We start from the raw sequence: 20,931 nt of genomic DNA, 5'->3' as shown, positions 1-20,931 counted from the left end.
ATTATGGTTCTGGGCACAGGCTCCCATGTCGGCAAGTCGTTGATGACCACCGCTCTGTGTCGCATCTTTGCGCAGCACGGGTATCGTGTCGCGCCGTTCAAATCTCAGAACATGTCGTTGAACTCTGCGGCAACGATTGAAGGTCTTGAGATTGGCCGAGCGCAGGCTTTGCAGGCAGAGGCTGCCGGTGTCGCGGCTTCGGTTCACATGAATCCTATCTTGATCAAGCCGTCTGGCGATCATTCTTCTCAGGTGGTTGTACGCGGAAAGATCTGGGGACGTGTCACGGCAGCGGACTATCATCGACGGCGCATAGAAGAGCTGCTGCCAGTGGTCCGCGAGAGCTATGATTCCCTGGCCTCTGAGTATCAGGTGATTATTCTGGAGGGCGCTGGATCGCCCGCAGAGATCAATCTGAAGCAACATGATATTGCAAACATGCGAATGGCAGAGATGGCCGAGGCGAGCTGTCTGCTCGTCGGGGATATAGATCGCGGAGGGGTCTTCGCGTCGTTGCTTGGAACGCTTGAACTATTGGAGCCTGACGAGCGCCAACGCGTTCGCGGATTCGCGATCAATAAATTTCGCGGCGATGCGAATCTTCTAGAGCCCGGTATACGAATGATGGAAGAGCGAGTGCAAAAGCCATGTGTGGGAGTCGTTCCTCACCTGTCTTCGCTGATGCTCGAAGAAGAAGACAGCCTGGGCTTGCCTGCTACAACTCAAACTCAGTGGACACCAGCACAAGCGTCAAACAGCTCAACAGACCGTGCTCTGCGGGTATCAGTGATTGCGCTGCCCTCTTTTTCGAACTTCACTGACTTCGATTCATTGCGTGCGGAGCCATCTGTATCTCTTCTGTTCTGTCGCACTGCAGAGGCAATCAAACAGGCTGATGTAGTCATTCTTCCGGGTAGTAAGCAGACTGTGGACGACCTGCTATGGATGAAGAGATCCGGTCTCGAGATTGCCATAAAGCAGTACGCGCAGACAGGTCTGGTTGCAGGTATCTGCGGTGGCATGCAGATGCTCGGAAAAACGATCAGTGACCCCACTGGGATGGAGCGGAATGGATCAGTTGCGGGTCTTGGTTTGCTTCCGATTCACACTATCATGCAAACCGAGAAGGTGACTCGAAACGCAAAGGGACAGCTGGCGGCCGCAGTTCTGTTTGGACAGTCCGTTGCGAACAGCGGAGTCTCCGGGTACGAGATTCACATCGGACATACAGAATATGAAGCGGGAGCGAAGCATTTCTCAACTCTTTCGTCTGAGACCGATCCGTCCGGCATAAGCAGAGACGGTTGCATCTGCGCTGACACCCGCGTCTTCGGTACCTATCTCCACGGCATCTTCGACGAAGACAGCTTTCGCCACCAGTTTCTCGGCGCTGCTCGTGGGTTTCACAAGCTCTCCTCGCCAAGAAAGATGAATCTCTGGAAGCAACTTCGCGAAGACTCCTTGAATCGGCTCGCGCGTGAAGTAGAGAGTTCACTCGATATAAAAACAGTCTTCGATTGGGTGGGGCTGCCTTACAAGGTTCCTCTTGAAGACACCTATCCGCAACTTCGAAGCGCAGGCGTAGGGCGATGAGCAGTCGAGGAGTTGTTGCAGCAGCTTATATATTCGACTGGATGGCAGGCGATCCTGAATGGTTCCCTCATCCCGTTAGATTGATTGGCAGAGGAATCGAGGGAGGGGAGCGAATTCTGCGGAGGACTCGGCAGACTCCCGCAGCAGAGTTTGCCACGGGCGGATTGCTGACCTTCGGCGTGGTCGTTTCGGTGTATTTAGGTACGGCAAGAATCATCGACTGGGTGAACAAACGAGGCCGGAGGTCGGGATTTGTTGCGGAGACGCTGCTCGCATGGACGTGCCTCGCATCGCGCAGTCTGCACGATGAGGCTTCTGCTGTCGTCACCGCTCTGGAGGAAGGCGACAATGGTCAGGCGCGACAACGACTGGCACGGATCGTCGGTCGCGATACGCAGTCGCTCGACCAACACGAGATCAGCCGGGCGGTGATCGAGACCGTCGCAGAAAGTAGTTCGGACGGCATCATCGCACCACTCTTTTACATGGCTATCGGAGGGGTTCCGCTCGCTATGGCCTACAAGGCGATCAACACTCTCGATTCTATGATCGGCCACGCAGATGATAGGTATTTTTACTTTGGAAAGGCGGCAGCGCGGCTGGATGATGTTGCCAATTTTCTGCCCTCCCGATTGGCAGCTCTAGGAATTGCAACCGTCGCCGGAGTTGTAGACGCAAGTCCTTCGTCTGCGATCGAGACGTGGCATCGCGACGGCATGAAACACAAAAGTCCGAATGCGGGGCAGCCAGAGAGTGCCATGGCCGGTGCCCTCCAGGTTCGGCTGGGAGGGGGAAATTACTATGCTGGAGAGCCGGTGCCTGCGCCTTTCATCGGCGCTAGCTTTCCACCTCCCAATGCACTCAAGGCGAGACAGGCAATTCGCATAGTCGCAGTCGTCTCTGCCGTTGGAGCAGTTGCCGCACTGTTGCTGCGCCGGGGACGTAGATGAAACAGCCTCCGCAGGTCTTCTTGCCAGCACACGGTGGGCAACTTCGTCAGATCGCTGCTCGATATGGAGTCCCGGCGGAACAGCTTGTTGATTTCAGCGCCAATATAAATCCGGCCGGCCCCCCTGCATCCGCGCTCGCCGCGCTGCATCGCGCACTCACAGACCCAGCCACTCTGGCAGCATATCCCGATCTTGAACTTACCGAACTCAAAAAAATAATTGCGGAAGCTTCGAATAGCTCGCAAAAAAACATCGCTGTAGCAAATGGTTTTGTACCTCTGCTCGAAGCCACTCTGCGTTCGCTCAGGATTTCTCGCTGTCTCCTGCCCGTGCCCTCGTTCAGCGAGTATTGGCAAACGCTCGTGAACGCAGGCGTGGCGGTGGTTCCCTACAATCTCTCCGAGGAAGAAAACTTTTCGTACGATCCGGGCGTCCTGGTGCGAGCTCTGCTGGACGATGGATGTGACGCACTTCTGCTCGCGAATCCCCAGAACCCTTCCGGTGTACTTTGCGAAGCCGACAAGATGCGAGGACTGGTAGAAATGGCCGCAAAGCACGGAATCAAAGTGCTGCTCGACGAAGCCTTCATAGATTACGCTCCAGCGCAGTCCCTCACACGAGCTGCCGCTGAACAGGAAAATTTAATTGCGTTCCGTTCAGTTACAAAATTCTTTGCGATTCCCGGGCTACGAGTCGCCTACGCAGTCAGCAATGACTCTTCGATAGAGGGTCTGAATCGTAGGATTGCGCCATGGCCGCTTACAACATTGGCATCAGATGCAGTTTGTGCCGCTTTGCAGGATGAACTCTATGCTGAGAACGCTCGCCGGGAGAATGTTTTACGACGGACCTGGCTGCAGCAGGAACTCGCTCGCTTGAAGATCTTTACCTATCCCTCGAGTACGAATTTCTTGCTGCTGCGGTTTGCCGCAGAGGTAGACGTCCATCTCATTTGGGAGAAGATGATCGTCGAGCACCACATAGTGCTTCGCTCCTGCATAAATTTCACCGGACTCGCAGCAGGGCACCTGCGAATTGCAGTTCGTTCGGAAGCAGACAATGAGAGATTGGTTCGCAGCCTGGAGCGCGTGCTCGCGCAAACACAAGAATAATGGTCGGGGCGGAGGGATTCGAACCCCCGACCCTCTGGTCCCAAACCAGATGCGCTACCAGACTGCGCTACGCCCCGACTCTGTTTAGTTTATCGCATCAAACCTGCTACTGCGATCATAACGTTCGAAAGAGGCCGTGGCTGCTGGTCCCGAAGATCGCGTGGAAGACGCCGTCGAAGACCCACGTGAGCAGGAGTAGCGGCAGAATGACCAGGCCAGCCAACACGAGACAGACGACCCCGAGAAACAGCCAACTCTGAAGGGTGTGTTTACGTGGCTCATCGACACTGCCGACGAGAAGAGCGTAGTTTCGACGGTTAGCGCGCCAGGCGATATCAAACATATCGCCGAGAACGGGGATCGAACCGACCACGACCTCAATCGCGACATTGGCCACCATGCGCGCCACGGTGGCATAGGAGACCCCGCGCACCCACGCCGCGACGATGATGATGCAGGAGGCTATCCCGCCGATCAGGTCGCCGATCCCTGGGATGAAGCCCACAATGCCGTCGAGACCGAAGCGGATCGAGGTGCCGGGGATCCTGATGAAATCGTCCAGAACGTGCGAGAGCAGATCGAGATTTTCGTCATCAAAGGCTTTTCCGCTGCGCTTGATACGGGGTGACAAGACCTCGGGCTTCGCGGTAAACGGCATGGAACCCTCCCCGCCCCCACCGAGAGATTGCCCCGCAGGCGGCCAGTGCTATAATTCCAGTATACGGCGGCTATAGTTCAGTGGCAGAACGCCGCTCTGTGGCAGCGGATGTCGTGGGTTCGAAACCCACTAGCCGCCCCAAACTTCTCAATTCTTTAGACTGCGGATCAACCTTGCCCCGCGTTCCCAAAGCTTCCTCTACGCCCGTCCCGGTCGCCGCTCCTAAATCCTTGGCGCGCCTGTACGCCGGGACATCGGGCTGGGCGTATCCGACCTGGAAGCCCGAGTTTTATCCTGCGGGCATTCCGGCGAAAAAATTTCTTGAGTTCTACGCCTCGCAGCTTACCTCGGTCGAGGTCAACTACACCTTCCGCGCCTTGCCGACGGCGAAGATACTCGAGGGCTGGCTCGCCGCGACCCCGCCGGAGTTTCGCTTCAGCTTCAAGGCGCCGCAACGCATCACCCACCTCAAGCGCTTACGCAACTGCGAAGAGCTTGTAGCTCAGTTTGTGGCGACGCTTGAGCCAGTTCGTCAGGCGGGCAAACTTGGTCTCCTGCTCTTCCAGCTTCCTCCAAACTTCAAGGCTGACGCCGAACTTCTCAGCACCTTCCTCTTTCTTTCCGCGCTTCACGAAAAAGGCGCCCCGCCGATCGCGTTTGAATTCCGTCACGAATCGTGGTTTGACGAGAAGATCTACTCGATTTTGCGCGAGCATAAGGCGGCAGTTTGCATTGCCGAGAGCGATGACCTACTGACGCCAGAGGTGCATACCGCGGAGGGCCATACCTGCTATCGGCTGCGGCGGAGCAGCGGTTACTCTGCAATCGAGCTTGACGCTTTTGCGCAGCGTTTCGCAATCCTCGCCCAGCAGCGCGACGTCTACGTTTACTTCAAGCACGAGGACGAGCCAACTGGCGCACTCAACGCCACGCAATTTCTTTCCCGCATCCAGGCTCTGGCGGGGAAACAGTGACGCCGACAGCCGAGATCGAGAGCATCGAAAGCCACGCTGCTGAGTTTCAGCCTCGGCGTTTCATTATCAACGGACATCTGCAAACGATCATGGGCAACTACCTGCCGCGATTCAATAGCCTGCCCGCGCCGGAGGCCACCCTCGTCGAGGTTTCGCCAGCCACAGCCAGCCAGATCGCAAGCCAGGTTCTTTGCCACTGCCACTGGCAGCCGGAAGATATTCGTTCTTCACGACCAACAGCCATCATCGTGCATGGGCTGGAAGGTTCCTCGGATTCGCAGTACGTTGTCGGCAACTCGAACAAGCTGTGGCGGGCCGGATGCAACATCATCCGGATGAATATGCGCAACTGCGGAGGCACCGAGGCGCTCACGCCGACACTCTATCATTCGGGCCTTTCCAATGACGTGCTCGCTGTGATGAACTTCTTCGTGGCACAACGCGGGCTCCGGTCAGTGTCGTTGATCGGCTACTCGATGGGCGGAAATCTAGTCCTCAAGCTTGCTGGCGAGCTTGGCTCTGACGCTCCCTCAGAACTGCATTCCGTAATCGGCGTATCCCCCGCGCTCGATCTTGGCCCCTCGGCCGATGCTCTGCATCGTAAGCAGAACCGTCTTTACGAGTTGAAGTTCCTTCGCGCTCTCCTGAGCCGCTATCGCCGCAAAGTCGCACTATTTCCTCACGTCTACGATCCAAATCTTGCTATCGGAGTACGTTCTCTGCGCGAGTTGGACGACCGCATCACTGCACTCTACTCAGGGTTCGCCGGCGCCGAAGACTACTACTACCGCGCCGCTGCAGCCCGCGTCATCGACCAGATCGCTGTGCCGACGCTCATCCTCCATGCGCTGGACGATCCCTTCGTCCGCATTACCGATGAGAGTTGCAGCAGACTCGAGGCGAATCCGAATATCCGGCTGATCACGACTCACCACGGCGGCCACTGCGCCTTTCTTGCCCAGCCCGACGCTGACACCGGATACGATGGTTACTGGGCCGAGCACACCTTGCTGCGGTTCCTGCTCGCCAACGCATAAGATAGTTTCTAATGCTCTCTGACTGGTCCGCCGAATGTTCTTCAGACGATCCTGTGCTTGTGGTTCCTTGGTCTGACCCATCCGATCTCTCCGGAAATCGCCGATTCATCGATCTCCGCGAGAACCCCTACGACCTCGACCATCTCCCTGAAGTCGAACAGCATCCACCACTGATGCATGCTCTGCGCGCGCTCAACGCCCCCCGATCTGCCGTCTTCACCGCGAAGTGCGACGCATGGCCGCTCGATGCAGATGAGCTCGACAGTCTTCGCGCAAACCTTGACGTAACCTCCGACGATGCGCCGGCCGGCTTTGGCAGCTACATCGACATCCTCTGGCGCGAACGATCTCTCTTCGCCTCCTACCATCAGATGGAGCAAATGATGCACCGTTTGACACGCCACTCCTCTCCGCTGGATCAACCCTATGCCATGCTCGACTGTGTCATCCGCCCTGCACTCGTTGATCTCACTGGTCCCCAGGAGGGCTTCGCGGCCAGCCTCTATGTAAAGGCCATCGGCCACGATCCCTACGCCGCAGAACAGAACTGGGCCTCTGCTCTGGACGCTGTCGTTGCACTGTTGCGCAGTAAGGATCTTGCCTTGGGCTAAGCTTCCGCCAATTTTTCAAACCTGAAAGCTCGCCTTCCCCGATACAATCGATACAGACGCTCGCGGGCGAGTAGCTCAATTGGATAGAGCACGAGCCTTCTAAGCTCGGGGTTGTGGGTTCGATCCCCGCCTCGCCCACCACCCGCACACTGCGTCTGCTGCGCGCTAAGCTCCCCTAAGCCTCGAGCAAAAGATCTTCTTCCTCAGTGCGGTGAAGATCCGCTTCGACATTGCGTTTGGCAGTCGCATGTCGTAGCCCCGCCAACGCGATAAAGCCGATCGCCAGGCAACAGACTCCGTTCCACTTCCAGTGCTCCCACGCGATCGTCGCCAGGGCTGACCCCACCGCCGCCCCACTAAAATACACCGTCATATAGACCGTATTGATCCGGCTGCGCGCAGAGGGGACCAGCCCAAAGATCCGAGTCTGGTTGGCTACCTGCGTCATCTGCGCCCCTATATCCAGCACCAGCACTCCAACCGCGAGGGCAACGATGTGGATCGTCACCGGCAGCTTGATCGGCTCTTCCACCCACAACAGAACGTAGGAGAACGCCAGGAGCCCCATCCCAAGCGAGATCACCCATCGCGACCCATGCCTGTCGGACAACCTTCCCGCAAGTGGTGCGACCAATGCTCCCGCCGCGCCGACCACACCAAAGGTGCCGGCGACGCCCGCGCCAAGTCCGTAATGACTATGCAGTACAAAAGCCAGCGTCGTCCAAAAGCAGCTGAAGGACGCAAAGACAAGCGCACCGACAACGGAGGATTCTCTCAGCAGAGGCTGCGTACGAAATAGCGTCCAGAGCGACTTCATCGCGTCCGCATAGCGCAGTTGTTGCTTCGGGGGCAGTTTGGGCATCACCTTCCCCATCAGCGGAACAAATGCCGCATTCACCACCGCCGCCACCACGAAGACCCAGCGCCAGCCATGAATGCTACTCACCCAGCCAGCGAAGGTGCGGGCCAGCAGAATACCCAACAGCAGCCCGGTCATGACTGTGCCGATAGCCCGTCCGCGCTTTTCATGCGACACAAGGTCGGGCGCAATAGGAAGCGCAACGTGGGTAACCGACGCAAAGAGCCCAAGCAACACACTCGCAGCAATCAGCCAGGTCAGTCCAGGGGCAAGCGCAACCAGCAGAAGGGCAACCGCCTCCGCACCATACATTCGCATCATCAGAGCGCGGCGCTCCAGCACGTCGCCCAGTGGAACGAAGGCCAGCAAACCAGTCGCGTAACCCACCTGGGTCGCCACCGCGACAAAGCCCACATGGCCAGCCGTAACACCGTAGGAGCGACCCATCTCCAGTAGAAGCGGCTGGTTGTAGTAGATCGTCGAAACACCAACTGCGCAGGCCAACCCCAGAAAGGGGAGTGGCGCGCGTTGTTCTGATTTCAATAAAGTGGTCATACCAATGCTCTCTTCTAGTTTAGAGCATTGGACAGCAATCGGCTAGGGGCCAGAAATCGACGTGGAGACGCTAAACCTTGCCCAGCGTCAACTTAGCGATAGTAGCTAGCTGCATAAACGACGTGCCTTCATAGATCTTGCCTATCTTGGCGTCGCGATACAGCTTCTCGACCGGATAGTCCTTCACAAAGCCCGATCCCCCATAGACCTCGACCGCGAGACTGGCAACGCGTTCAGCTACCTGCGACGTGAAATATTTGCACATTGCCGCTTCTTTTAGAAAATCCAGGCCCGCATCTTTCAGCCGAGCCGCGTTATAGACCATCAGTCTCGCGGCCTCGATCTCCGTCGCCATCTCGGCCAGTTGAAACTGCATCGCCTGAAACTCTACCAGAGTCTTGCCAAACTGCTTGCGCTCCTTGGCCCACTTTGCCGCATGGCCCCACGCACCTTGCGCCAGCCCGAGCATCTGAGACCCTATCCCGATACGACCTTCGTTCAGGGTTTCGATAGCGATCTTATATCCCTTGCCCGGCTCGCCCAGCACCTGCGCTGCCGGTACAACGCAGTCGTTAAAGATCAGTTCGCACGTACTGGACGCGCGAATACCAAGCTTGTCTTCTTTCTTCCCAAGCGTAAATCCGGGCGCGCCCTTCTCGACCAGGAACGCCGTAATTCCCTTGTACCCTGCCGCCGGATCGATCGTCGCAAAGACGATAAACAGCCCGGCCTCTTTCGCATTCGTGATCCAGAGCTTCTGCCCGTTGAGAACGTAATCGTCGCCGCGCTTCACCGCCCGCGCTTGCAGCGCAAAGGCATCGGAACCGGACGACGCTTCGCTCAGCGCATACGATCCGATCGTATCTGTCGCAAGGCGCGTCAGATATTTTTTCTTCTGTTCTACGTTCGCCCATCGCGCCAGCGCATTAATGCAAAGCGTGTTCTGCACATCGACCATCACCCCTACGGACGGATCGACCGCAGAGAGCTCCTCGACCGCGAGAATCGCATTGAAAAACGTACCACCTGCCCCGCCGTACTCTTCGGGAATCTCGATCCCCATCAACCCGAGTTCGAAGAGTTTCCGGATCATCGCGGCATCCATCTGCTGCGACTCATCCATGCCGCGCACCAGTGGACCAATCTGTTCCACCGCGAATCGCCGTATCGTATCGCGAAAAAGCTGCTCGTCATCCCCCAACTGCGTCAACGCCATCGGTCCAGCCTGCTGCGACATCCACTCACCTCAACTCGTATTCAGGAAAAGGTGAGTCTAGCATCTTGAACACACGACTGAATAGGCATTCACTATGTCCCCTGAGCAGAGACACACTATCTAAATTGATATCGAAGAAGAGAGCAAGACCGCTATCCAGCGACCTTCACCAGACGTCCACGCCGGCTGACGATCGAGAGCTTCTCGGTATTCAAAATCTTCCTAGCCTGCTCTTTGGCATGGTTTGCCCACGGCCCAACTGGGTCAAGCCGCACATACGCCAGCCAGTGCCGCAACGCCCGTCGACGCTGGCCTTGCCGCTCATACGCCAACGCTAGATTGTAGTGTGCATCCGCATACTGGGGAACCAACGCAACAGCCTTCTGATACGCGGTCGTCGCCTCACCCAGCCTCTGCATCTCATCCAGTACATTGCCCAGGTCAAAGAATGCAAGCGCGTATTCGGGGTCGGCCACCGTTGCCTGCCGATAGAGGCCTTCCGCTTCTTCAAATCGGCGCAGGTTGTAGTGGATCGTCCCAAGGTTGATTAGCGCGGGCGCATGCTGCGGACGCATCTCCAGAATCGCCGCATAGATCTCGGCAGCCTGTTGGATCGTAGATGGATTTTCCTCCAACTGCACGGCCCGCAAAAACATCTCCTGCACCTCTGCCGCCTGCCGCAGAACAGCGTCTCCGCTGCCCACAACGCGAAGCTGACGTGCCGGTGCAGTTTCGAAATCAAAGGCAAGCTGCTGAGTCACCGGATCCATTAGCGCACCGCCATGCCGGAAGCTCAACCGCGATCCACGACGCACAAAGCTCGCCTCCAGCAGCGGGTTTCGCACTCCCCCCAGCCGCTGCATAGCATCTACCGACGCTCGTATATTTTTCGCAGAGATCTTCGTCGTCGCCTGCAGATCGCGCAGCCTTCGCAGTTGGCCCAACGCTTCAAAAGAGTAGTCTTCGCGGGGAGAGATCAGCCCCGCTCGCTCCCACGCCGTCAGCTGGCGTGCCTGCAAGTGAAGGATCCGGATTACGTCTTGACGGCTATATCGGGTCACAGTGGTGTCTCAGTTGGCACCGTCTTACAAGTTCATCCTGCGAACTCTCTCTGGAGTATGCCTTCGAAACCCGCGCCAATCAAGACCTAAGTCACCTAACCCGATCAATAACAGTGGATAACTTGTACCAAAACGGGTTCACTGTATGGCGAAGTAAATACGCTGTGAAATAGCAACCCTACCTTCAAGACACCCGCCATCACGTCAGTCTGGGCTGGCGGCTCTTGAGATCTTCGAGGAGGCGCTCGATCTGATCCTCTCTCTCCAGGGTGTTCAGTTGATCTTCGAGCGACTGAGCTTCAAGGATCATGTGGCTGGCGGCATTGTTGGCTTCGTCGCGCTGAATGCTGGCGCGCAGACGATTCATGGCGGTCGATCGGTCATGCGAAGCAGCGATCGTGCGAGCCGTATTGGCCTTGCCGACGGTGCGGGCTCGACGCTGCCGGGCGATCAACAACTCGCAAGCAGATCGCGTCTCGGACAGCTTTTGTTGAAGGCGATTGAAAGCGTTGCGAAGAGTTTCAGTCTCAGCGTTCTGATCTTCCAGTTGCTGAGCGAAGTTCGACGTCAGCCGCTGGTTACTCAAACTGCGCTCCAGTGCAGCGCGGGCCAGATCGTCTTGCTGCTTCTGAACAGCGAGTTCGGCTTTGCGATTCCACTGGTTCATGGCATCCTCGTGCTCCTTCAGTTTTTTCTGCAGAAGGTGCTGGTCGGCGATGGCGATGGCGACCTGTGTCTTGACCTGGAGAAGCTGGTTTTCCATATCGAGAACAAGTTGCTTTGCGAGCTTCTCGGGATCTTCAGCCCTCTCGATGAGGTCGTTGATATTGGCTCGTAAGAGTGTTCCTACACGTTCGAGCAGTGCCATGAGAGTCCTCCTTTACTGCGGTAGTGCGCCGGCGCGGAGAGTGCTCCACGCCGGCTGACACATTATGCCTGTGGACTGTTGCCGTCATCGCGAGGTTTCATCGCTTTGACGTTGGACATCAAATCATGAATATTCATGCCGGATAGAGCTTCGAAGAGCGCGGGAACCTGGGCGGCGATCTTAGTCATCTCGCCGGTGATCTTGTTGGCTCCTGTCGCCCCATCATTCCCAGTCGAAACAATAGTGATCTTGTCGACCTTGCTGAGCGGTTCTGCCATGGCACGGACAACATCGGCCATATTCGTGATGAGTTTGTCGACGACAGCGGCCTGCGTCCACCCCTGATAGGCTTCGGCCTTGACGTTCATCGCCTTCGCCTCCGCCTCGCCCTTCTGGAAGATGATGTTGGCCTCCGCTTCGCCCTGCAGTTTAGTCGCCGCGGCGCGGCCCTCCGCCTCCATCATGATCCGTGTTTTATCAGCCTGAGCAATATTCTCGATGCGCTGACGCTCGATCTCGGAACCCTTGAGAATAGTCGCGATGAGCTCCTTCTCGTGACGCAGGATCTCAGCCTCCTGCACCTTCACCTGCTCCTGTTTCTCAACCTGTTGCACCCGGACCTGCTCAGCAATCACCTTCTGTTGCATGACGTTCGTCTGAAGTTCGTAAGCTTTGTCGGCCTGTGCCTCCTGACGACGGCTCTGCTCAGTGAACTGCGCCTTCTGGATATCAAGGTCGCGTTGAGCTTCGGCCTGTTTGGCCAGCGATGCCGTCTCTGCGATCACACGATCCTGATCGGCTGAGGCCTTCGCTACTGCCGCCTCGCGTAGTGCAATGGCGCGGCGAATGGCCGTGTCACGCTCAGCCTCCGCTGCCGCGATCTCGGCATCGCGGCGGATGCGAGCGACATCGGGACGGCCCATGTTGGTAATGTACTCGTTCTTGTCGCGCACCTCGCGAATCGTGAAAGAGATCACCTCAAGCCCCATCTTGCTCATGTCATCCATGCAAGTGGAGCGCATCCGTTCGGCAACCATCTCCGGCTCTTTCACAATCTGCTCGACGGTGAGCTGGCCGATGATGCCCCGCAGATGGCCCTCCATCACAAGGCGGATAAGACCTTCACGCTGGTCGGGAGACTTTGTCAGAAACTGTTCAGCCGCGGTAAGAATGGACTCTTTGTCCGAACGGACTTTGATCTGAGCAACCGCTTCCACAGTCACCGCGACGCCTTGCTTGGTATAGAGATCCTGTTGCGGTGCAACATCAAAGCTCATCAGCTCCAGCGAAAGCTGTCGAGAGTTTTCAACGACCGGAAAGATCACCGCACCGCCGCCTTTGATGACGCGGGGCCCGCGAAAACCATAGACAATAATCGCTTCGTTAGGACCAGCTTTGCGAAACATCTTAGCCATGAGCAGCGCTAAGGCAAGCGTGGCGAGAACTACCAGACCAACAATAATAATGACCGAGTTCGGCATATCGTTCCTTTGTCCGAGACGGACGAGAGAGCGTGTGATGTGCTTGCCTCACGAGGGAGATGGCGGGGAAGCGCCTCGGCAAGTGAGGCCGCCCTGTGACGAAAAAATCGGCGTGTTATGGCAGCCCGTTTGTGAGTTCCTCCCACCGGCGAACGTACGCCACACCACGGTCATAACGAATCACAACAACCTCCGCGCCACGCTCGATCGCGCTGCCGTCTTCGCTCCGGGCAGCAGCAGCACGACGAGCCCCGGCCTGCGAAAAGATGATTTCGCCGATGCCGTTGCCGTCACGAATTGAGTCACTGACCTGAGCGAGTACGCCGGCCATCTCCGTCTCTTCCGGTGTCAAAACACGCTCGCGAGGAAGAAGCAATTTAAAGAGAACAGCCCAGATGAGCGCGGCTCCAGCGACACCGCTTATCAAGGCGATTAGCAAGACCAGAGCGCCTCCAAATATGCTGGAGTGGTGCAGTAGATACCCAGCTCCACCAAACCAACAGAGAAAAACTGTGATCGTGAAGCCGTTCACTGCCGAGATTCCGGATCCACGATGCGCTCCGCCGGGTGCCGCGTGGCCGTGAGCCGCATGGCCAATGTGAAAGCGGCCGACGTGCAGATGGGCGAAGCCTCCAAAGACAGAGATCAGGCTGAGAATCAGACCGACACAGAAACAGATGAGATAGAAGGAGTCCATATTATTTGGTGCTCCGTTTCGCAGCTTTTTTGGGAGCTGGTTGAGTTGGTACAGCCATCAGCGAGGAACTTTCAGGACGAAGAACCTGAAAGAGGCGGTCCAGTAGCGTGGGCGTATCAAGAATGCTTTCGATTAGAAGAAAGCAGCGCCGTGAATCGCTATGGTTAGCCAGCGCGAGCAGAGCCTGACAGAGTGCGGGATCACGACGGAAACGTTCCGCGCCGCCGACCAGCCAGAGATCGAGCTTGTCTTCGGCGGTCCGTAGGTCGGAGATCAACTCAGAGTGGTAGCCCTCGGGATCGTCGACCAGATAGCCGGGATGAACCTTGAAGAACTTCGCCAGCAGCAGCCGCGTCGTATTCGTCAGATGCGGGCGCGCTCCACTCTCAATCTGGGACAGATACGACTGGCTGATCGTCGCTTTGCTTGCCTTCTTGCCCGTGCCATTTTCCTGTTGAATCGCACGGACCAGCTCCTGCTGAGTCATGGCGCGGTTGAGACCGCGGAGGTTGCCCTCGACCTCACGAAGATAACGAATTTTGTCACTGAGTTTCATGCTATTACAAATCGCAATATTTATATCGCGATTTGTAATAAAAATCAAGTGCGTTCTTACGCGAAATACAGCTCGTGAAAACACGAGACTCTGAGATACTGCAAGCTCCGGACGCTTTCGATACCTCAGAGTCGGATACCCGGCGTATGCTGGCCACATGCTTCGGCTTGCCTGGCGTCTAACGCATTCGTGCTGCTTGCCCGCACTCCTGCTTTACGTCTCCTCCCTCCTCGCATCTTTACCGGGGCTCGCTTCGGGACAAGCGCTTGCTGCGCCACCGCCCTCATCCGAATCTGGAATGAGGATCGAAGGTCTAGGGAAAGCCGTCGCACCCCTCGATGGTCCCTGGCAATTCCATCTGGGAGACGATCCCAACTGGGCCTCGCCCTCCTTCGACGACTCTCGATGGGAAAAACTGACAGCAGAAAGGCCTTGGGGCGAGCAGGGACATCCCAGTTACACCGGCTATGCTTGGTACCGCCTGCACCTGTCATTAGACTCAGCGCCAGGAAATCAAACCAACTTCGCCCTCCTCGTGCCCCACCTGGACGATGTGTACGAGATCTTCTGGAACGGCGACTCCATCGGCCGCAGCGGAAAGTTTCCTTCCTATCCCATCTGGTACCGATCCTCAGATGCACCGATCATCTACCCCCTCGGTCCGGGCGCTCCCGAATTCGAACCAAGACTCGAGCACCCATTTCATGGCACCCTTGCCGTTCGCGTCTGGAAAGCGCCTCTTCTTTCCGAAGATTCCGGACGATCCGGCGGCTTCGAGGGGTCCCCAGTTGTCGGTTATCCCGAACCTCTCGCCGCTTATAAAACCACGTTGGACTACCAGTGGCTCCGTGCCAATCAATTCTCTTTCAGCGAATACCTGCTCTACGGAATCGCCGGTCTGCTCGGCCTATTCTCCTGGCTTCGAGATCGGCAGCAGCGGACGCTCTTGTGGATGACCGGGTTCGCCCTCAGCCCGCTCATTCGAATGGTTCTCTACGGGATGCGCATCGCCTGGCCAGTAGGTGTATCAAACGCATTAGGACCGCCTGTCTCCTCCATTCGCGACATCTCCCTTTGGTTTCTGCTGCTCTGGCTTCTGCGCCTTGACGACAACCAGTCCTTAATCCGTCTGGTCCGTCGCTTCGCCATTGTCAGCTTGTCCGTCAGTATTCTCGATGGTCTTCTGTCGCTGGTGGACGCGAGCGTGGGATGGTTCTGGCTCATTCAAATTGCGGACGCGCTGCTCACCGGCATCTACTTCATCACCGCGACGGTACCTCTGGCACTGGTCGCCCTCGCCGTCAAACAGCGACGCCGATTGGATTTGGCCCGCAGGCTGCTTGTCATCGCGGCATTTCTCTCGGGCATGATGCAGGTTGTGCAGGGGTTAGCTCCCCAGGGAAGGCGCTTCACGCACTGGACCCTAGCCGACAAATTGCGCGAGCCCATCTTCCACATCTATGGCAGTGCAGTATCGCTGCCTACGCTCACCGGAATCTTCCTGCTCCTCGCACTGCTCTACACGGTCTATCGCACCTCCGTGGACGACCGCCGTCGTAGGAGCCTTCTTGAGCAGGAGATGAGCAGCGCCCGCGAGCTCCAACAGGTGCTCATCCCCGAAACTTTCCCGTCGATACCCGGCTTCGCCGTTACCAGCGCCTATTGTCCTGCGCTTGAAGTTGGCGGAGACTTCTTCCAGATCATTCCCCTCGACGGCGATTTCACACTCGTCATTCTTGGCGATGTCAGCGGCAAAGGCATCAAAGCTGCCATCGCGGTATCACTCATCGTCGGACTGGTGCGCGTCCTGGTAGAAAACACGCATAGCCCCGCTCAATTGTTGACCGAGTTGAACCGGCGATTGTGTGGTCGAATGCAAGGCGGTTTTGCCACCTGTGTGACCCTGCGCATCGACCCTGACGGCAACTGCACTCTGGCCAGCGCCGGGCACCCACCTCCCTACCTCAACGATCGAGAGTTAGCCATTCCCGGCTCGTTCCCGCTCGGCCTCTTTCCAGCCGTCACCTACGAAGAGAGTCGCTTACGCCTGCAGATTAACGATCACCTCGCGCTCTACACCGATGGATTGCTCGAAGCCCGCAGCAAGACCGGGGAACTCTACGGCTTTGAGCGGATAAGCGAGCTCTTCGCAACACTCCCAGACGCCGCCCGAGCAGCAGAAGCCGCGGTACGTTTTGGCCAGGATGACGACATCACCGTCGTCACCCTGGTCCGCGTACCCATCAGCAAAGAATCGACCGGCATCGCGGCAGACACTCAAAGTATCTAGCTACGAGCTGCCCGACGAGCTATCGTCGGCTCGCCGAATCGTATCCTTAAGCACATTCCTTTTCTCGTCAAAAACTTTCTCTGTTCCCTCTCTCACCTTCTTCGCAATGTCGGTCCATACCGGGTTGATCGTCTTGAGATCCACCTCTTCCTTCTCTAGGGCTTCCTCAAACTCCTCAGCCTTTATCAATCCATTCGTGTAACTCGACATCTTCTTCACGATCTCGAACGCCGAAGCAATCACGACGCCGACATCATCTTTATGTTCATCTGACACGCCTTCGTAGACTTCTTTTTTGTGCTCGTCGATCCACTGAAACACGATCGGAATCACAACCTCGCAAACCCATCGGTTGTAAGCGTCCAACCCCTCAACCCCCGCGATCCAGGATGGGTGCATCCCCCAATCCGGATAAGCCCCGCACAGTCCATCTCCGTTACATTTCTTCACAATATGTTGAGTGGTCCATTTATTAAGGTTTGACATACCCTCTCCTCGTTGATTTGACTGTTATCTAATTGAATTGAGATACAAGGGCCCACAACCCGAAGAACTACTGCCAAAACTCGATCCGCCGACTCCCTACAACCTGGAAAATGCAGGGACCCATAACGTGGACAAAGCTAGGTGCAGTGTTTATAGCATTGATTCAAGTACCGTTGCATATTTCAACTCCAGCGGCTGCGTCGCCCGGCAAGGGATCATTGGCCTTTCTCATGTAGAAAACGCCGTCTCGTCATCAATCACCGGTCTTGCAGGCCAATCCACTATGACGACCTGATTGAAGACCAAAGCCGCGACTTGTATGTATTGGGAGACATGCTCAAACATCTCAACCCTTGGAGATCAAGGCACGAGCCTATGCACAGCACAGCCAGAGCTAGGCGGTCGTCGAATGGCGGTTCCGCAGAGACACGCAAACCTCCCATGCTCGGAACCAATGGCGACTTTGAATTTATAGGCAGGATGGGTTTGCGACCCTATAGATGCCCGGTCAGAAATCTGAATACTTGTCCATGCCCTCCCGTCTGCCTCGAAGGCAACGCCACACATTTGGGAGCGCACTCTACTCACACCACACCGGTCGGGCATATATGACCAGAGTCCTTGTAAGTATTCATTTTAGGGAGTTTAAATGGAGCCGATGAGCGGAGTTGAACCGCTGACCAATGCCAGGGTGTGGACGTGAAACAAACACAGCGCTAAGGATTTGCGGTCAGTCCGCCCCCCAATGCATCGCCGTCTCCGACGGCCGTCCTGCTTGTCAATGGGTTGGACTTCGAATATTCGATCGCAGCCGCGGGAGGCAGATTCGGCAAAAGCACAGGCATCTTCGCCCGCTTAGTTATTGGCAGCACCTCGGAGTTGCTGCGACATGTTTTATTTTGAATGGGCGTTCGCGAAAAATTGCCATGCCATGTGGGTGAAATTTAGCGACTCGGTGGGTCGAGTGGTTCGATTTAAGGTTGAACTCTTACTTCCCAGCCACTCATGGCCGAAGCCGGCGATGAAGTCGGCGATGACTGATACATGGTCCCTGCAACCCTGCCAGGATAGCTGGACTCCCCAGGCAGTCTTTTCCGCTCGCTGCACTTGACAGCCGTTGAGATAACCCCACGTAACCCAGTTACCGTGCGGGGTGGTCGCGAAGTTGGGACTGTTGACCTCAAAGCCAGAGAACTGTTCGTCGTTGTCGCCGTGAATGTAGAGGACGGGCATCGAATGAGCCAGCTTCACCGGGGGCTCCATGAGCGGAGTCGCGACGGCCACGATCGCAGTGATGGATTTGGAGTGTCGGGCGGCGAGCAATTGGACCATTCCGGATCCACTGGAAAAACCAGCGAAGTAGATACGTTTAGGGTCGGCTGAATTACGGTGCAGGACGTCCCGAAGAACGGCCATGAGATAACCGTCGTCATCGACTGGAAGCATGCCGGCTGGAGGGAGATGGGTGCGAGAACCCTGCATGTCCCAGAATGTGGTGTTGGTTTGCTTTGCAAAAGGTTGATCGGGTTGGCGAGGCAGCAGCTCGGGGAAGACAACTAAGAAGTTGTTGAGGTCCGCTTCGGTTTGCCAGCCGAACTCTTCGGAGTTCTGTCTAGCAGAGCTGCCTGTACCGCCCAGCATGAAGACCACCGCAGGGTGCGGAGGAAGATGCTCAGGCTTATAGACGAGGTAGGGACGGCTGTATCCGTTGTGTGTGAACGGAAAGATAGCAGGCTGAGCGGCGAGCGCGCGCATCTCGCCTGCCATCGCTAATTCGGCAAGGAATAACAAAGTTAGACGGATCGATACTCGGATAATACGTCGAGAGATGATTCCGTCCATCTTCGCTGGCTGGCCGAAGAAAGCGTTCGGGCCCATGCCGCTCAGGCTCGTGACAATTCTCATTGCGCGTCCATGACACACCGGAAACCTACTGCGCCTGAACGGTCTTCGCTTGGAGCCATCAGCAAGAACTTGCCGTGTTCATCGTTGCGGTAGGCTTGCGGAAAGTACCAGATCGATCCACCCGGCTGGTAGTAGCTGCCGCCGCGAAGCACAGCCGCACGCGTGTGATCATCCTCATACTCGTCGGTCCATTGCCATACGTTGCCGACCAGATCCTGAATACCAAAAGAGCTCGCGCCCTTCGGATGCGCGCCTACGGCATCTGGCGAAGTTAGCCTTCGGCCCTTATCGACGACGGGTACAGCTTCAGCGCTCCATGTGTTGCCCCACGGATACTTTCTGTCGTCTGTTCCTTGGGCGGCGTACTGCCACTCCCACTCATGGGGCAGCCGCTTCCCTGCCCACTTAGCGTATGCGCGTGCATCTTCCAGAGAGACCCAGGTGACTGGCTTGTCTCCCCAGCTAACGGGATAAGTGTCACCTTTCCAGTCACGAAGAAAATTTTTGGCATCCTTAGGTTTGTAGTGCGTGGCATCAATGAATTTCTTGAATTGCTCGTTTGTGACCAGGTTCGTATCCATCCAGAATGTGTCGATGTTTACGATGTGATCGTGGTAGCGGCGAGGTGACGGCTCCCAAGGGTACTGAAAGTCGACGCCAACATCGTCACGTCCTTCGATTTCAATCCCGTTCACGCGGAATCGGTATGTAGCCGCAGGAATTTTCGTCATGCCTTCAAGAGCTTGCGATGTAGCTTTCGTCGTTGGGATCTCCACCAATGTTTGCGGTATAAAGTTCCACTCAGCACTGTAGCTCTCGAGCGGCTTTTGCGTGATGCTTCGCATCTTTGTCAGGAGAGTCTGTTGCGCAACGGATAAGGCACCCGGCACCTGAAGAATGGCTCCGTAACCGTTTGGTTCGACCGTAAACGAGAGCAGTGCGTCCTGGCCGTCCATGCGTGGAGTCAGTTCAACACCGTGGTAGACATCGAAGAACTTTGATCCGGCAGGAGCACTCTTGACACGCAACAGTTCGCCCTGCATCACATAATCGCTGCGATTGACGAGTGCCCAAACGGCTTCTGAGTTCAGAGGCCAGTAACTTGCGAACAGACCGCGCGACTCGGTGGTGTAGTAGGGTTGCCAATCTTTGCTGACCAGAAAAGGCGCGAGGCCGCGCTCCATGGTTGCCATCCGGCGAATCGCTTCGCCATCACGAGGCGTAATGCCGTTCCATATTCCCCAGACATTCTCCCAACTCTCGAATCCGACCCCGTTGAAGAATGCTGCCTGGAGATATTCTGTTTTGCTGTGACTCCATCGTGCGCTAACGTTTACCATCGCGCGAGGCTCGAGCCACTTACTACGACTTACATCCGGCGCATAGGGGTAGGTCCAATAACCCCATGACATTGTGTTCCACGCAAGCATCTCGTCATGACCGGGGAATGCTTCCGGTTCGAGCGCCAGAGGGTGATTAATTTTAAGAGCGGCGTCGCTAAATGCTTTTGGGATACCGTCCATGGTGTCGCCGTTTACGCCGTCTGCCCCGATCTCTTTCATCATCTCCGCAGTAGCTGTCCAGTTCGGTTTTTCTTCATCTCGAGTTCCCTGGTCCCACACCATCACTGGAAAGAAGACTTTGACTCCACGGCGATGGAAGTCCGACACCATTTGTTTGACGGCGGGAATGCCGCCGGGCATATCGCGAATGAGATCGTATTGATTCCGGTCGTCGATGCCTATGTTCGTGTAGGTGTGCCATATGAGGACGGAATCGATGCCGCCGTAGCGTTTCTCCGTGTCGTCCAGGTAACGATCGACCGTGTATTTTCCCGAGTCTGGATCGTAAAAATACCGATCTTCCATCATCATCTGAGGTTGTATGAAGCTCGACTGCGTCCATTTGAGCGCTGGCAGGTCATACATGTCACCTGAATAACCCATGCGAATCTGGCGATTGGTGCGCCAGCCACGCATCTCGTCCAACCAGATCTGAGTCTCCTGCGCAGAGCAGCCGTGA

Annotated in this window: 18 protein-coding genes and 3 tRNA genes; 9 read left to right on the top strand and 12 right to left on the bottom strand. The window is 56.5% G+C overall.

Features of this window, described 5'->3' with window-relative positions; translation table 11 throughout:
- Positions 1 to 3 precede the first annotated feature (3 nt).
- From HDF12_RS04335 to HDF12_RS04325, 3 genes are read left to right on the top strand one after another with little or no spacing between them, the layout of a single operon-like run.
- Positions 4 to 1,593: a cobyric acid synthase gene (locus HDF12_RS04335; RefSeq protein WP_257025340.1), complete on the top strand. Its 1,590-nt coding sequence runs from the start codon at positions 4 to 6 to the stop codon at positions 1,591 to 1,593.
- Positions 1,590 to 2,543: an adenosylcobinamide-phosphate synthase CbiB gene (gene cbiB, locus HDF12_RS04330; RefSeq protein WP_179581380.1), complete on the top strand. Its 954-nt coding sequence runs from the start codon at positions 1,590 to 1,592 to the stop codon at positions 2,541 to 2,543. The genes HDF12_RS04335 and cbiB overlap by 4 nt, the downstream gene beginning before the upstream one ends.
- Positions 2,540 to 3,655 (top strand): aminotransferase class I/II-fold pyridoxal phosphate-dependent enzyme, encoded by a 1,116-nt coding sequence (locus tag HDF12_RS04325; protein WP_179581379.1) that lies wholly within the window; start codon positions 2,540 to 2,542, stop codon positions 3,653 to 3,655. Before cbiB ends, HDF12_RS04325 begins: the two co-directional genes overlap by 4 nt.
- Here the strand turns inward: HDF12_RS04325 and HDF12_RS04320 are convergent.
- A tRNA-Pro gene (locus tag HDF12_RS04320) sits at positions 3,656 to 3,732 on the bottom strand.
- A gap of 38 nt (positions 3,733 to 3,770) precedes the next feature.
- Positions 3,771 to 4,313 carry a DUF4112 domain-containing protein gene (locus HDF12_RS04315; protein WP_179581378.1) on the bottom strand — a complete coding sequence of 181 codons (543 nt, stop codon included), beginning with the start codon at positions 4,311 to 4,313 and terminating at the stop codon, positions 3,771 to 3,773.
- 66 nt (positions 4,314 to 4,379) lie between these two features.
- Here HDF12_RS04315 and HDF12_RS04310 point away from each other — a divergent pair.
- The 5 genes from HDF12_RS04310 (at position 4,380) to HDF12_RS04290 (ending at position 7,076) form a co-directional block, all read left to right on the top strand.
- Positions 4,380 to 4,454, top strand: a tRNA-His gene (locus tag HDF12_RS04310).
- Between the two features lie 32 nt (positions 4,455 to 4,486).
- Positions 4,487 to 5,287 (top strand): DUF72 domain-containing protein, encoded by an 801-nt coding sequence (locus HDF12_RS04305; protein WP_179581377.1) that lies wholly within the window; start codon positions 4,487 to 4,489, stop codon positions 5,285 to 5,287.
- Complete coding sequence (locus tag HDF12_RS04300) at positions 5,284 to 6,324, top strand: YheT family hydrolase (RefSeq protein WP_373563839.1); 1,041 nt, start codon at positions 5,284 to 5,286, stop codon at positions 6,322 to 6,324. The genes HDF12_RS04305 and HDF12_RS04300 overlap by 4 nt, the downstream gene beginning before the upstream one ends.
- Before the next feature lie 11 nt (positions 6,325 to 6,335).
- A complete protein-coding gene (locus tag HDF12_RS04295; protein ID WP_179581376.1) occupies positions 6,336 to 6,935 on the top strand; it encodes a hypothetical protein in 600 nt (199 codons plus the stop codon).
- A 64-nt stretch (positions 6,936 to 6,999) separates the two neighbouring features.
- Positions 7,000 to 7,076 (top strand) — tRNA-Arg (locus tag HDF12_RS04290).
- Positions 7,077 to 7,110: 34 nt separating this feature from the next.
- On the opposite strand, the gene HDF12_RS04285 is transcribed toward HDF12_RS04290, so the two are convergent.
- From HDF12_RS04285 to HDF12_RS04255, 7 genes are all read right to left on the bottom strand, one after another.
- A complete protein-coding gene (locus tag HDF12_RS04285) occupies positions 7,111 to 8,349 on the bottom strand; it encodes an MFS transporter (RefSeq protein ID WP_179581375.1) in 1,239 nt (412 codons plus the stop codon).
- Between the two features lie 70 nt (positions 8,350 to 8,419).
- Positions 8,420 to 9,586, bottom strand: coding sequence for an acyl-CoA dehydrogenase (locus HDF12_RS04280; protein WP_179581374.1), 1,167 nt, complete (start codon positions 9,584 to 9,586; stop codon positions 8,420 to 8,422).
- Between the two features lie 131 nt (positions 9,587 to 9,717).
- Positions 9,718 to 10,584 carry a tetratricopeptide repeat protein gene (locus HDF12_RS04275; RefSeq protein WP_179581373.1) on the bottom strand — a complete coding sequence of 289 codons (867 nt, stop codon included), beginning with the start codon at positions 10,582 to 10,584 and terminating at the stop codon, positions 9,718 to 9,720.
- 241 nt (positions 10,585 to 10,825) lie between these two features.
- On the bottom strand, positions 10,826 to 11,494 hold the full coding sequence (locus HDF12_RS04270; RefSeq protein WP_179581372.1) for a PspA/IM30 family protein: 669 nt from the start codon (positions 11,492 to 11,494) through the stop codon (positions 10,826 to 10,828).
- Positions 11,495 to 11,556: 62 nt separating this feature from the next.
- On the bottom strand, positions 11,557 to 12,975 hold the full coding sequence (locus HDF12_RS04265; protein ID WP_179581371.1) for a flotillin family protein: 1,419 nt from the start codon (positions 12,973 to 12,975) through the stop codon (positions 11,557 to 11,559).
- A 115-nt stretch (positions 12,976 to 13,090) separates the two neighbouring features.
- Positions 13,091 to 13,672, bottom strand: coding sequence for an NfeD family membrane protein (locus HDF12_RS04260; protein WP_179581370.1), 582 nt, complete (start codon positions 13,670 to 13,672; stop codon positions 13,091 to 13,093).
- Position 13,673: 1 nt separating this feature from the next.
- The gene (locus tag HDF12_RS04255; RefSeq protein WP_179581369.1) at positions 13,674 to 14,228 is read right to left on the bottom strand and encodes a helix-turn-helix domain-containing protein; all 555 of its coding nucleotides are present in this window, start codon (positions 14,226 to 14,228) and stop codon (positions 13,674 to 13,676) included.
- Positions 14,229 to 14,526: 298 nt separating this feature from the next.
- On the opposite strand from HDF12_RS04255, the gene HDF12_RS04250 reads away from it, so the two are divergent.
- A complete protein-coding gene (locus HDF12_RS04250; protein WP_179581368.1) occupies positions 14,527 to 16,518 on the top strand; it encodes a PP2C family protein-serine/threonine phosphatase in 1,992 nt (663 codons plus the stop codon).
- On the opposite strand, the gene HDF12_RS04245 is transcribed toward HDF12_RS04250, so the two are convergent.
- The 3 genes from HDF12_RS04245 to HDF12_RS04235 all read right to left on the bottom strand — a co-directional run bounded on the left by HDF12_RS04245 (position 16,519) and on the right by HDF12_RS04235 (position 20,888).
- On the bottom strand, positions 16,519 to 17,004 hold the full coding sequence (locus HDF12_RS04245; protein WP_179581367.1) for a hypothetical protein: 486 nt from the start codon (positions 17,002 to 17,004) through the stop codon (positions 16,519 to 16,521).
- A gap of 894 nt (positions 17,005 to 17,898) precedes the next feature.
- On the bottom strand, positions 17,899 to 18,909 hold the full coding sequence (locus tag HDF12_RS04240; RefSeq protein WP_179581366.1) for a CE1 family esterase: 1,011 nt from the start codon (positions 18,907 to 18,909) through the stop codon (positions 17,899 to 17,901).
- Positions 18,906 to 20,888 carry a formylglycine-generating enzyme family protein gene (locus HDF12_RS04235; RefSeq protein ID WP_257025556.1) on the bottom strand — a complete coding sequence of 661 codons (1,983 nt, stop codon included), beginning with the start codon at positions 20,886 to 20,888 and terminating at the stop codon, positions 18,906 to 18,908. The genes HDF12_RS04240 and HDF12_RS04235 overlap by 4 nt, the downstream gene beginning before the upstream one ends.
- Positions 20,889 to 20,931 lie beyond the last annotated feature (43 nt).

The sequence above is a fragment of the Tunturiibacter gelidiferens genome, from assembly GCF_013410115.1.
Taxonomy (GTDB): Bacteria; Acidobacteriota; Terriglobia; order Terriglobales; family Acidobacteriaceae; genus Edaphobacter; species Edaphobacter gelidiferens.
The sequence above is the reverse complement of the archived record's forward strand: the minus strand, read 5'-3'. Positions and strand labels throughout refer to the sequence as shown.